The organism is Rhodococcus sp. 008, assembly GCF_001682295.1.
Taxonomy (GTDB): Bacteria; Actinomycetota; Actinomycetes; order Mycobacteriales; family Mycobacteriaceae; genus Rhodococcus_F; species Rhodococcus_F qingshengii.
On the sequence record NZ_CP012749.1, the window covers coordinates 74,379 to 87,833 of the forward strand.

Below are 13,455 nucleotides of genomic sequence, written 5' to 3' on the forward strand. Positions count from 1 at the left end.
TACCCAGGCATCTTTGATCATCCACTGCGCGGACAATAGTGTGCGCCGATTACCGTAGACCTGACAGCTACCGCACGAAAACAGTGCCCAGCGCCTGCTCGGACTGGCACAGAACATGAGGATCCATGAGCGACCAAGACACGACCGCCGACCAGCCCCTCCACATCAACGGCGCAATTGCCTTGGTGACGGACGAGCGCGACGAGTTGGTTCACCTGTGCGTCCAGACCCTCGCCGAACTGCTGGGCAGTGAGCCTGCCACCGATGACGACGGCGACATCGTCGTACCGGTTCACGGATTTGTCGTCTACGTGACCGTCGCCGACGACGGACCCCAGATCAACGTCTGGTCCTCGGTCCTTACCGGCCTCGGCAATCCCTCGCACGCTGCGACTCGACTCATCGAACTCGCGCAGGAATGGCCGCGCCTCCGTTTCGCCTTCAGCGGTGACCACCTGCTGGTCTCCACGATGCTCGACGCGGACCCCTTCGCTCCACAACATCTGCTGAACCTGATCGACGAGGTTCACGACTTCACTCACGAACTCGACGACGATTTTGCTGAATCCTTCGGCGGAGACCTCGACTGCGACGCCGATGACGACAGCTACGCCGGAGACTGCAATCCCGGCGGTTGCGGCGGAGACTGTGACTGCGCGTGCGGCGATGAAGCAGACGCCGTCGACGGCAACCTCGGCATCGCAACAGTCCCGGCACATTCTGTCGCGTCAACGCGCTGAGTTTGAACATCGGGATCAGCTGAGCACCAAACGCTATTTGCTCATTTTGTTGCCGCATCAGGGATCAGACAGCTGTGGAACGGAATCAATCTCCACAGGGATCCCCGCGGGCGGTGATCCCCCTCACATTATCCGTAGGACACCGGTGACAAAACCGCGGGCACAACGGATGGTCAGTTGGTCAGGTTAACTCTCGAATCAAAATCGGCTGGGCAAATCGCCAGGACCTGCGACTGCGACGACCTTCGGCCACTGGGGCACAAGACCTTGTACTACCGTTGGCACAGCGCTCAGCCTTCCGCTGAGTTCCGGACATACTGGGATGTTCGATAACATGTGGGAGTTGGCCGTTTGATGACCGTTTCGAATGCACCCGAGGGAAACTTTGCCCTGGGGTCGCTGCGCACTACAGCGAGCCACACGATCGCCATCGCACACCTCATCGAGTTGCTTCGAGCAGTGCCTGCAGACGCACCCAGGGAGCGATACCGCGAGGCAGTCGTCGACGACAACGCGCTCGGCCGACCGACACAGGCGGGCCGCCAACGCTCGTTTCGCCACCTGCGTGAACTCTATTTCCTTGACCCCTCGCGGCGGGAATTCGCCGCGCTGCGACAACTCTGGGACGTTGATGCCGCAGCGCAAACCCTCATGGCCGGCATCTTGGCCTTCACGAGGGACGGCATCCTCCGCGCCTCGTTCCCAGCGGTCCAGCATGCGCCACCGGGGGCGATCGTCACCTCCAACGACCTCACGAAAGCCGTGACTGCCGTCTACGGCGCGCACCTCTCCGAGTCAACCCTCGGCAAGACGGGGCGGAACACGGGCGCTTGTTGGACCCAGACAGGTCATCTCGCCGGACGAACAAAGAAGGTCCGCCAGACCGTCGAATCGTTCCCAGTCGCTGTCGCCTACGCTGCCTACCTCGGGCACTTGGCGGGCAACCGAGGCGTCGGTGTTCTGGACACTCCCTGGGCAGCCCTGCTGGACCTTCCGGGCGGAGCCGCCGTCGACGCTCTACGCACTGCCCATACTCAGGGACTCATCGACCTCCTTGTCGCAGGCAACGTGGTCGATGTCAGCTTCCCGATCATCGACGGGACCCGCTGATGAGTCGCGTATCGGACCTCGTAGATGCCTATGTCGGGGAGTTGAGCCTTCCGTGGCGCTCGGGACTCTCCGGCGGGGAACGCGTATGGATGCTCGTCTACCCGCCGGACATGGAGCGCACCATGCGCGCCGCCCTCCCACAACTGGAGTTGGCAACAGGTAAAGGAGGTCATGGCTGGACACTCATCGATATCACCGATGAGCTCGGCCACTGGCTCGCTTCACACCGGTATGCGGAGGCATTTTTTGAGGAGCCCAGCGACTTTACTCCCTCGATCATCGACAAGTTCGAGACAGAACTCGTGACGAAGATCCGTGAGCAACTGTCCGCCGCACCGGCAGACAACGTGGTGGCACTCGTAGGGATCGGGTCAATTTTCCCCTTCCTTCGTGCATCGAGCGTGATCAAAGCAATCGACGACGAAGTGAGCGGTCGGCTCCTCGTCCTGTTCCCAGGCCTTCATGATCCCGAAACCCATTCTTTCCGTCTACTGGATGCTCGGGATGGCTTCAACTATCGCTCTCGCGTTATCGACCCGCAGAAGGACATCGCGTGACCATCAATAACGAGCTCTTCACCCGTCGTCCGCTGAACTTCGAGATCCCGAATGACGGTGTGACGAACGTCGACCGACCGGACGGCTCGAACCAGTGGAAAGTTCTGGAATACGAACTCACGAGCTTCGTGTGCGAAGGCGAGTACGAACACGGACTTGAGCGCATTCTCGACTCCTACATCCGCCACCGAAGCAGCACGATTCAGCCGGCGGTCTGGGTGTCCGGCTTCTACGGAAGCGGCAAGTCGCACCTGGTGCGGGTACTTCAGCATCTGTGGGCTGACACCGCCCTTCCGACCGGCGCATCTGCCCGCGGGCTGGTCAACCTGCCGCAGGGCATCAAGGACCAGCTCGTCGAACTCTCAACTGTCGGCAAGCGAGACGGCGTCGCCCCATGGTCGGCCGCTGGTGGGCTCGATCGGAGCGGTGACACACTCAATGCGGTCTTTCTTGCCATTGTGCTTGGTGCGGCTGGTCTTCCCACCCGCGTTGGGCCAGCCCAGGTCGCGCTCTGGCTGGCAAGCAAGGGCGATCTGGACGCCGTACGCGCTCACATCGAGGCGAAGGGTGCGGATTTCATCGAGGAACTCAGCGAGTACCACCTCAGCACCCGACTTGCGGACGCCATCCTTGCGGTCGATCCCAGTTTCGCTGCCAACGGAGCCGACGTTCGGACGGCTTTGCGCAGCCAGTTCCCATCTGGCGTGTGGACTTTGTCTGCAGACGAGACAATCGCGCTCCTCCGCAAGGTACTCCAACACGTTGGTGGAGGGGTGATCCCTCCCACGCTTATCATCCTCGATGAGGTTCAGCAGTACATCGATGGTGACGGTGGACGGGCGATGGAGGTTCAGAAACTCGTTGAGTCTGTGTCGCGGGATCTCGACGGGCGCGTACTATTTGTCGCCACTGGACAGCAGGAACTGACTGCCGATACGACGTTGCAGAGAATTCAAGACCGCTTCACGGTCAAGGTCGTGTTGAAAAACCAAGACGTCGATGCTGTCGTCCGCCTTGTTCTTCTCAACAAGGAACCCGCCGAGCGCTCAATGTTGGAGAAGGCACTTGCGGATGTCGCCGGCCAGATCTCTCGCCAGCTCGTCGGAAGCAAGATTCAGCACACGGCTCAAGACGACAATGATCTGCCCGAGGACTATCCGTTGCTTCCCAGCCGCCGACGGTTCTGGGAGAGTGTTTTGCGCCAAGCCGACGCGGGCCGAGCCGGACAACTGCGGTCACAGCTTCGCATCGTGCATGATGCCAACCGACTGGTTGCCTCAAAGCCCGTCGGAACGGTCGTCGGTGCCGACTACCTGTACTTGGCGAAACATGAGGACCTCAATGGCGCAGGACTGCTACTCAAGGAGACCCAGCGGCTGATTCACGAGCAGGGTAAGAAGGAGCCGCTACGAGGCCGCATCCTCGGACTGATTCACCTGGTCAGTCTGCTGCCGACCACTCCTCCTGGTGACATTGGTGTCCGCGCCACGGTTGACCATCTGGTTGACCTGCTCGTCGAGGATCTAGCCAACGACGGCACCGCCCTTCGCCAGAAGGTTCCTGAGGTTCTAGCTGCTCTGGCTGATGAGGGCATCCTCCAGCAGGACGGCGGCGAGTACCGACTCCAGACAGCGTCTGGTCGGACGTGGGACGAGGCCTTCCGTAGGCACTCCGCTCAGCTCACCGACAGCGAGATCAGTACGGAACGCGACACCAGGTTGCGCGGAGAAATCGAGAAGGCGTTGCCGGCCTCCGTCCTACAAGGAAAGGCAAAGGTTACGCGGAAACTCGTCCTGCACACCGACAGTGCCCCACCGATCGTGTCCGACAGGATCCCGGTGTGGCTTCGCTCGGAATGGGACGACGGCACGACAGCCAAGCAATTCGAGGATCTGGCACGGGGGCTCGGCTCTGATTCGCCCGTCGTGCTCGTTCACCTCCCACGGGTTCAGACCCAAGCGTTAGCCGCGGCGCTGCGCAACCAGATGGCTGCACAGCGAACCCTCGATCAGCAGGGAATCCCGCAGGACGATGAGGGCAAACAAGCAAGGCGCGCGATGGATTCCCGACTGTCGCGTGCCCAAGGTCAGGTCAGCGACCACATCCGAGAAATCTTGACCAAGGCGGATGTTCAGCTCGGTGGAGGTTCTTCACCGACAGGGACTGCGTTGCGAGACCGCATCGAGAATGGCGCTCAGTCGGCAGTCACGCGCCTCTTCTACAAGTTCGACGTGGCCGATGACGCTCGCTGGAACCAGGTGATCGACCGGATCAAAAAGGGCTCCGGCGCGGATGCGCTCAAGGCTGTGGGGTACGACGCTGGACCCGAGCAACATCCCGTGATCAAGGAGATCCTTGGCCGGATCGGGGGTGCTGGCACTCCAGCGAGCGCAGTGGAGAAGGAGATTCTGTCTGCTCCGTTCGGGTGGCCGCGTGACGCCCTCATGGGAACGATCGGTGTGCTGCTCGACAACGGACTCGTCCGAGCCACGATCAACGGCTCTGACGCTTCGACAAGCCAGATTCTCTCTCAGACCCGTCTCGGCGCCGTGCATTTGAGGCGCGAGTCCACGGTCTTGAAGGCTGCAGAGAAGCTCCGCGCTCGGAGCCTGCTGGACAAGCTCGGCGTTACTGCGGACAACGAGTCGCTGGTCCCCGGAGCGGAGCAAGCAGTCAGTGGGCTCGCGCAAAGAGCTGGTTCGATAGGCGGTTCCGCGCCCCTTCCTGACGTCGCACTTCCCGCCAGCATCAAGCAGGTCGAGAGCGCGTCTGGCAATGACCGTGTTCATGCCCTCCTGGCAGCGAAGGACGAGCTGATTGACTTCGCGGATCGTCTCGACTCGCTCGAAAAACGGCGTCCTTCCAGACTCGAAGCACTCGCGACGGCTTGTGCGCTGTCGAGTGCCGCTGCGAACCTCGATGGTGCCACCGAAATCCGAACACGGTTGGAAGCGTTTGAGCAGACGCGCGAGCTGCTCGCAGACACGGACCAGATCAGTCCGATCCTGAAAGATCTCGCAAGCGCCGTCCGCGAAGCGGTGAGCGAGGTTGCAGGGGCCGTCGAGCAAGCCCGAGGAACGGCGGTAATTGGCTTGCAGAATCACTCCGCTTGGATCGCACTGGACTCTGATAAGCAGCATCAGCTCCTCATCGATCACAGTCTCGCCCAGGAAGGGAAGCCTGAATTGGGCAATGCGAAGGCAGTCCTGAAGGCAGTCCAGCAGCAGCCTCTTTCGTCGTGGAGCGCGGTCCTGGATGCAGTACCTGCCCGGGCCGCGAGAGCACTGGAGGCCGCCGTCCGACTGACTACGCCGAAGGCAGGAACCGTCACGCTGCTCACAGCCACGCTCAACAACGCCGATGACGTTGAGACGTATCTTGCGGAACTTCGGGCGAAGCTGACCCAGGCACTCTCCGAACACGAGACAGTGGTGGTGAAGGGCTGATGAGTGCTGTTCTCAACGCCGACCAGCGTCGTCACCTCGACGGCGCCATCCAACAAGCCCGGACCGCAGCTGAACAGGCCGCAGCCGATGCCCTTCGTGCGCTCGCGGTGGCTGAGCCAAGTCGTCCTTCCTATCTGAACGATGACGACAACTCCCTTCGCCTTGCTCTGAGAGAGAAGGCGAGACAGCTCGGAGACGACACCTCACCCAGCGGGGCCGACCTCACCAACCTGGTGCGTGAAGTCGCCTACGAGCAGTGGCACCGGCTGCTCTTCGCCCGGTTCCTCGAAGTAAATGGTCTCCTGCGCCACCCAGAGTTCCGCGACACACCCCTCACCCTTGATGACTGCACAGACCTCGCAGATGACCTGGGCGAACCCGATGGCTGGTCAGTCGCGGCGCGGTTTGCCTCCGAGATCCTTCCGGGCGTGTTCCGCCTGGACGACCCAGCTGTGCAGGTGCGCTTCGCTACCGAGCACCGCCTCGAACTGGAGAAGATCCTCCAGAGCCTTTCTGCAGAGGTCTTCGTCACAGAGGACGCGCTCGGCTGGGTTTACCAGTTCTGGCAGACCGCAGAAAAGAAGCGCGTCAACGAATCCGGCGTGAAGATCGGTGGCGCGGACTTGTCACCGGTAACCCAATTGTTCACCGAGAACTATATGGTCCGCTTCCTACTGGAGAACTCCCTCGGTGCATGGTGGGCCTTGCGCCACCCTAGTTCTCCACTTGCCGACTCATGGACGAACCTGCGTCGTCTCGACGATGGCACCCCGGCCGCTGGGGGATTCGGGGAGTGGCCAGAGAGCGCGGCGCAAGTAGCGGTCATGGACCCGTGCTGTGGTTCCGGTCACTTTCTTGTTGCCATGTTTGGGATGCTTTGGCGAATGAGGGCTGAAGAGGAGGGACTCTCCGTGGCGGAGGCACAGGATGCTGTGCTGCGAGAGAACCTGCACGGGCTCGAACTAGATCCCCGCTGCACCCAGATCGCCACCTTCAATGTTGCCCTTGAAGCTTGGAAGCAAGGCGGGTTTCGGGACCTTCCGGCGCCGCAGATCGCTTGCTCAGGCGTTCCCGTTCGTAGCGTCCGTAGTGAGTGGGAAGTATTAGCCGGTGAGGACGATGAGCTCAGGAAGGTGATGGTTCGACTTCATTCACTCTTCCGCAGTGCTGACTCTCTAGGATCGCTGATCGAGCCGCGGACCACCGACTTCGATGACGTACTGTTCGGCAGAGACCTGAGCATCGGAACGGACTGGGAACAAGTACGTGCGCTGCTGAGAAGTGCTTTAAACAGAGAAAATGTTGGCGGAGCAGTCCTTGGCAACGCCGCGGATGACGTCGCACACGCGGCTGTTCTCTTGGGACGGTCCTACACGCTTGTCGCAACTAACGTTCCCTATCTTTCGCGTCAGAAGATGAGTGATGAGCTTTATCAGTTCGTGCTGGAGCATCACGCTACATACTCAGGTGATCTTGCAGGAGCAATGCTCAATCGGTGCCGGCGGCTTGTCGGGCAATCCGGAACAGTCGCAGCAGTTATCCCCGACAAGCTCCTAACTGCGCCGACGTACACCGAATTGAGGCGCACGCTGCTGCGCTCTAACCGATGGGTCAGCGTGGCTCTTCTAGGACCGCGGGCATTCAGTACGACCATGTTTGACTTCGGCGTCGCACTGCTTTCGCTCGATCCGGAGCGCCCATCGCCTCGTGCCACTTTCCCCATGATCGACACATCTAAGGCGGTGGACTTCGAAGCTCAACAGCTTCAACTACTAGAGGTTGCGATCCATGAGACTTCGACCGAAGAGCAGTTGGGTCGGCCAGACTCTCGAATCGGTGTAGGGCGAAACGAGGTGGGTGCAACCTTGGCGAAGTTCGCAAATTCCTACTACGGGCTAGGGAGTGGCGACTACGGACGCTACGGGAGAAAATTCTGGGAGGTAGCAACCCTCGGCGATCGCTGGGTCTTTCAGCAGAGCACTGTGTCGGCACATCAGGAGTACGGGGGCCGCGAGCAGATCTTGCTATGGGAACAAGGCCGTGGAGCCTTGAGCAGGGAGCCTGGTGCGTACCTTCGCAATATCCAAGTATGGGGAAGCCTCGGTGTGATGGTGAGCCTCACCGGCTCACTGTGGTGCTCTCTGTACCAAGGGGATGCCTGGGACTCGAACGCAGCACCAATCATTCCCAAGGATCCGAGCCTGCTTCCAGCAATCTGGGCATTTTGCACTTCGGGCGAATTCGCGATGGCGGTTCGAGCGATCGACCGATCAGTGAAAGTCATGAACAACACGTTGCTGAAGGTGCCTTTCGATGTGGCACGCTGGACGGCTATCGCAGATCAGATGTTTCCTGACGGGCTACCTACCCCCAGGTCTCTGGACGCGACGCAGTGGCTCTTCGATGGCGTCGTTTCTGAATCGAGCGAGCCACTTCAAGTCGCTGCGGCGCGATTGCTTGGTTACCGCTGGCCTGGTCAGCAACCAGACAACCTCGACGAATTCGCAGACAATGACGGCATCGCTTCGCTCCAGGCGCTACCTGGTGAACCAGACCTCGCCACGCGGCTGCGCGAGTTGCTTGCTGCGGCTTATGGGGGCCAATGGTCAAGCACACTCGAACGAAGTCTGGTCACCGAAGCAGGCGGGAAGAACGGACGCCTTGAGGACTGGCTCCGGGACACGTTCTTCGCGCAACACGTCAAGGTATTCGGCAATCGTCCGTTCCTGTGGCACATCTGGGATGGCCGTAAGGCAGACGGATTCTCGGTAATTGTCAACTATCACCGGTTGGATCATCAGACACTTGAGAAGCTGACCTTCACATCATTGGGCGCATGGATCGAGCGGCAGAAGCATGAGGCCAATGCCGGTCGTGCAGGAGCAGATGCGCGACTTGCCGCGGCGGAGGCCCTACAGGAGAAGCTCAAGCTGATTCTTGACGGTGCACCGCCGTACGACGTTTTTGTTCGATGGAAGAAGCTCCATGAGCAGTCGATCGGTTGGTACCCAGATCTTGACGACGGGGTACGCCTCAATATTCGTCCCTTTGTCAAAGCAGGGGTACTGCGGGTCAAGCTCGATTCGAAGATCAAATGGGCCAAAGACCGGGGAACTAACCCGGATAACACCGAACGACTGAATGATCTCCATCCGAGCTTGGAGGAGCGCCGAGAGGCACGGCGGCAAGGTGAGGTGAAGCCGTGAGCATCGTTCGAGCTGTTGTCGCACACGCACTGCGCGAAGCCGCGAAGTACAACGCGGATGCCAGTGCCCCGCCGGCAGCCGTCTTCTGGCCCGACCCGGACCGCACGTGGGAGCGGGTGATCGGCCTCCTGCAAGAAGCTGTGCCAATCCTCGTACTCGGCGAATACGACTCTGCCAAGGCGCAGGGACCCGCGATCTGGATTCGAGCCGTTCTATCTGCATCCGACTCAGTTGAACTTCCATCACATCTGGCCGAGCGCGACCCCCGAAGCCCGTGGGTGATCTACCTTCCCGGTCACGGCCGAAGCTCATTGTCCGACGTCACTGCCCTTGACTCCGCCGTATCACCTCTTGCCGAGGTGGCACTTCGGTCGAACTGGTGGCCTTCTGCGCATGGCCAAGCCGCGTGGACGCCGCATTCATTCCTAGGCTCGAAGAACGGCGCCGGCCTCGACATCGCAGGCGACACCAAGACCAAGTCTGCGCTGACGAATGTGCTTGACCGCCTCCTCACAGAGGACGTCGAAGAACTGCGCCGCATGGGACGTCTCGATGCGTCGCGCCTGCACTCGCTTGTGATGACGGACAGCGTTCGGGCCCTCCTGGAGTGGCTCGACGACCCCGAAGGCACGAAGCAGGCACTTGAGGGTGCTCGCTGGGCGGCCTTCGCTGAGGCATGTCATTCGACCTACGGATTCGATCCGGCGAAGGACGGTCAGCTCACCGCTGCTGCGCGCCTGGGTGCTCGTGAGGGTGCCTGGCGTGACGCGTGGGCTCGTTTCGCCGACAATCCGCGTCGTTATCCGAGACTTCCGGCTGTCCTGGACAAGGCTCGTCCGGACGGCGACCTCTTTGGCGGCACCGACCCGCACCCCGACTCGTGGCCATCGTGGAACCAGGAGGAAGAGGATCAACTTCGCACAGCACTCGCAGACCTGGACGGGCAGAACGACCTCGGCCAGATCCGCTCAGCAGTCAGGGAACTCGCTGCCGCCCATCTGCGGCGAGAAGAGAGTGTCTGGGGCGAGCTTGGGCAGGCGCCGTTGGCCCGGGCGACAGGCTACCTCGCTGAGTTGACGGAGTTGTCGATGACGCCTGCGCGCGTCGGTGACGTAAAGGCGCAGGCAGTTTGGTACGCGGCCGAGGGCTACAAGGTCGATGACCTGGCGTTGCGCGCCATCGCCGCGACGACGACAGCGTCGGATCGCGACGCCGTGTGCAGAGCGCTCAAGGGAATCTACGACCCGTGGGTCGAGGCGACAGCGCGCACCTTCCAGACGGCAGCGGTGGCTAGATACCAGGGCGAGACCGGGCTCGACGTCCCCGCCGGTACATGCGTGGTGTTCGTTGACGCGCTGCGCTTCGACCTCGCACAGCGACTTGCCAAACGCCTGACATCGTTCGAGGTTTCAGTCTCGCCGCGGCTCGCGGCGTTCCCCACGGTTACACCGACCGGGCAGCCTGCTGTTGCGCCCATTGCAGCCAATTTCGGTGCTGGCCAGGCGTTCGACGCGGCTGATACCGAAGGTCGCTCGGTGAAGGGCCAAGTTTTCCGCTCGGCTTTGTCAAAGGCAGGGGTGCAGTACCTCGACTGGAAGGCGACCGAGACTGGCGACGTCAACAAGGTCGGGTGGACGCAGACCAACACGATCGACGCGCTTGGACATAGTCACGGCCATGACCTTGCAGACATGCTCGACAAACAGCTCGACCTCGTGGCGGAACGCATCCAGGGACTCCTTGCAGCTGGTTGGCGGCGCGTCGTGGTTGTGACCGACCACGGCTTTGTCATGCCCGCGTCTGCCGCGATGAAGGTGAGCCTCCCTCTCGCGGTAACCGAAGGCGACGCCGCGCGCAAGCCGCGGGTTGCACGACTCAAGGCAGGCGCAGCGCGACCCGACTTCCCGATCGTGCCTTGGACGTGGGACAGCTCGGTCGAGATGGTCAGCGCCCCGGGTGCTGCGGCCTTCGAGGCAGGAACGATCTACGAGCACGGCGGCTTGAGCCCCCAGGAATGCGTCATCCCTGTCATAGAGATCTCTGCCAGCGCGGGCCCTTCTAGGCCCGCTCAGATCGAGGGCATCCGCTGGACCGGCCAACGCTGTCGCATTGACTTCGAGCCCGCCGAGGCGGACGTCACCGCAGAAGTCCGTCTCGCACCCGCCGATCCCTCGACTACGGTCGGTGGCCCGAAATCGCCGTCGGAACCCGGCGAAATCAAGGTGCTCGTCGACGAAGAGGAATCCGCAGCAGGAACAACGGCCTACATCGTCCTCCTCTCGGCGGACGGCATCGTCATCGCGCAACGCCAGACGACGGTAGGGGATACCGCATGACCGACACAATCACGCTCGATGCGATTGACGAACTCGCAGCGTCGGCATTCGAGGGCTATGTAGTACGCAAGGATCTCGCACAGCAGTTCAAGGGCGCATATCCCGTGCCGACCTACGTCGGCGAGTTCCTCATCGGCAGGTACTGCGCCACCACCGATCCTGAGGAGATCGAGGAAGGCCTCCAAGTCGTCCGTCGATTGCTCTCAGATCGAACGGTTCGCGCTGGCGAAGAAGAGCTCTTCAAATCCCGCGCCCGCGAACGCACGACGGTCAAGATCATCGACCTCGTCAAGGCGCGTCTGGACGCCAAGTCGAACGTGTACCTAGCGGAGTTGCCGAGCCTGGGAATCAAAGACGTTCGTATCGACGATGCTGTCGTGCGCGATCACGAGCGCATGCTGACGGGCGGCTTCTACGCAGAAGTCGACCTTCACTATGACGCAGTCATCGCGGACGAGAGCAACGGCAAGCCCTTCGCGATCGGATCCCTTCGACCCATCCAGCTATCGACTCGCGACTCACTTGAGCGACTGGCCGAAGGTCGCGTCCGGTTCACCACCGAACAGTGGAAGCACCTTTTGCTCCGTTCTGTGGGTTTCGAGCCTGAGCAACTGTCGGTGCGTGAGCAGGACGTCTTGCTGCTGCGCATGGTTCCGTTTGTGCAACGAAACTTCAACATGGTCGAGCTTGGACCGCGCGGTACCGGTAAGTCGCACCTCTATCAGCAGGTCTCTCCATACGCTCACTTGATCTCGGGCGGCAAGGCCACCGTTGCGCGCATGTTCGTCAACAACGCGACAGGGCAGCGCGGACTCGTGGCGCAGTACGACGTCGTCTGCTTCGATGAGGTCTCCGGCGTCTCCTTCGATCAGAAGGACGGCGTCAACATCATGAAGGGTTACATGGAGTCCGGTGAGTTCTCGCGTGGCCGTGAGTCCATCCGCGCAGATGGCTCGATCGTGCTCGTCGGGAACTTCGATGTCGACGTCGCGCACCAGCAGCGGATTGGTCACCTGTTGTCGCCGCTGCCACCCGAGATGCGCGACGACACCGCATTCATGGACCGCATCCATGCCTACCTGCCCGGCTGGGATGTTCCCAAGCTGGACCCTACGTACTTCACTCACCACTTTGGTCTCGTCAGCGACTTCCTGTCAGAGTGCTGGTCTTACCTACGAGCACAGTCACGCCTCGCGTCGATCCAGGGCCGGGTCAACTACTCCGATGCCCTTTCCGGTCGTGACCTGTCCGCAGTGAACAAGACTGTCGATGGCCTCTTGAAACTGCTCTACCCGGACGCTGAGGCGTCGATCTCCGACGAGGACCTGGAGTGGGCTGTTCGGATCGCGCTGGAGTGCCGCCGCCGAGTGAAGGAGCAGCAGCGTCGCATCGGCGCAGCCGAGTTCCGCAACACACAGTTCGGCTACCGGATTGGTGAGGGCATCGAGCAGTTCGTCTCGACACCGGAGCTCGCCAGCCCCGATTCCATCGGACTTGACCCCTTGCCGCCGGGGCAGGTGTGGGCAATCGCCGAGGACGGCGGTGCAGTTGGTCCTGGTCTCTACAGGATCGAAGCCGCCGATACCCCGGGCGCTGGCGCCCGGGGCCTTCTCAACCAGGCTGCACCAGCACCTCTTCGTGAGAGCTTCAAAGTTGCTGAGCAGAACCTTGTTGCTCAAGCGCGTGTCCTCGTGGGAGACCGTGATCCTCGGGAGCACAACCTGACCGCGCAGGTTCGCGCTCTTGATGCCGCAAAGACTGGGGCCGGACTCGGCCTACCGATTCTTCTTGCACTTGCTTCATCAATGCTCCAGCGCTCTGTTCGCGGCGGACTGATCGCGGTTGGGAACCTTTCGCTCGGCGGCGGTGTGGAGACCGTGCTCAACGCAGCTGCTCTCGCCGAGCACGCGATGGAGAAAGGTGCCACGACCCTGCTACTACCGGTGTCCGCACGCAGGCAGTTGCTCGACGTCAGCGATGAGGTCGCGACGAAGGTCTCGTTCCTCTTCTACAGCGACGCCCAAGATGCACTCCTCAAAGCGCTCGACGAGTAGCACAAG

The 13,455-nt window shown here is 61.4% G+C and carries 7 protein-coding genes; all 7 read left to right on the forward strand.

Going from position 1 to position 13,455, the window contains the following annotated elements:
* Positions 1-125: 125 nt before the first annotated feature.
* The 7 genes from AOT96_RS00380 (at position 126) to brxL (ending at position 13,449) form a co-directional block, all read left to right on the forward strand.
* The gene (locus AOT96_RS00380; protein ID WP_065351164.1) at positions 126-740 is read left to right on the forward strand and encodes a T3SS (YopN, CesT) and YbjN peptide-binding chaperone 1; all 615 of its coding nucleotides are present in this window, start codon (positions 126-128) and stop codon (positions 738-740) included.
* A 354-nt stretch (positions 741-1,094) separates the two neighbouring features.
* Positions 1,095-1,850, forward strand: coding sequence for a hypothetical protein (locus AOT96_RS00385; RefSeq protein WP_065351165.1), 756 nt, complete (start codon positions 1,095-1,097; stop codon positions 1,848-1,850).
* Positions 1,851-1,939: 89 nt separating this feature from the next.
* Entirely contained in the window at positions 1,940-2,407 is a 468-nt protein-coding gene (locus tag AOT96_RS00390) for a BREX protein BrxB domain-containing protein (protein ID WP_197523624.1), read from the forward strand.
* Complete coding sequence (gene brxC / locus AOT96_RS00395) at positions 2,404-5,853, forward strand: BREX system P-loop protein BrxC (protein WP_065351167.1); 3,450 nt, start codon at positions 2,404-2,406, stop codon at positions 5,851-5,853. Before AOT96_RS00390 ends, brxC begins: the two co-directional genes overlap by 4 nt.
* A complete protein-coding gene (locus tag AOT96_RS00400; protein ID WP_065351168.1) occupies positions 5,853-9,059 on the forward strand; it encodes a hypothetical protein in 3,207 nt (1,068 codons plus the stop codon). Before brxC ends, AOT96_RS00400 begins: the two co-directional genes overlap by 1 nt.
* The gene (gene pglZ / locus AOT96_RS00405) at positions 9,056-11,395 is read left to right on the forward strand and encodes a BREX-1 system phosphatase PglZ type B (protein WP_065351169.1); all 2,340 of its coding nucleotides are present in this window, start codon (positions 9,056-9,058) and stop codon (positions 11,393-11,395) included. The genes AOT96_RS00400 and pglZ overlap by 4 nt, the downstream gene beginning before the upstream one ends.
* Entirely contained in the window at positions 11,392-13,449 is a 2,058-nt protein-coding gene (gene brxL, locus AOT96_RS00410) for a protease Lon-related BREX system protein BrxL (protein ID WP_065351170.1), read from the forward strand. Before pglZ ends, brxL begins: the two co-directional genes overlap by 4 nt.
* The last annotated feature ends 6 nt before the right edge of the window (positions 13,450-13,455 follow it).

What these genes read in the sequence shown, in the direction of transcription:
- AOT96_RS00380 (WP_065351164.1), top strand. Translation starts at nt 126, where the DNA reads ATGAGCGACCAAGACACGACCGCCGACCAGCCCCTCCACATCAACGGC.
- AOT96_RS00385 (WP_065351165.1), top strand. Translation starts at nt 1,095, where the DNA reads ATGACCGTTTCGAATGCACCCGAGGGAAACTTTGCCCTGGGGTCGCTG.
- AOT96_RS00390 (WP_197523624.1), top strand. Translation starts at nt 1,940, where the DNA reads ATGCTCGTCTACCCGCCGGACATGGAGCGCACCATGCGCGCCGCCCTC.
- AOT96_RS00400 (WP_065351168.1), top strand. Translation starts at nt 5,853, where the DNA reads ATGAGTGCTGTTCTCAACGCCGACCAGCGTCGTCACCTCGACGGCGCC.
- brxL (WP_065351170.1), top strand. Translation starts at nt 11,392, where the DNA reads ATGACCGACACAATCACGCTCGATGCGATTGACGAACTCGCAGCGTCG.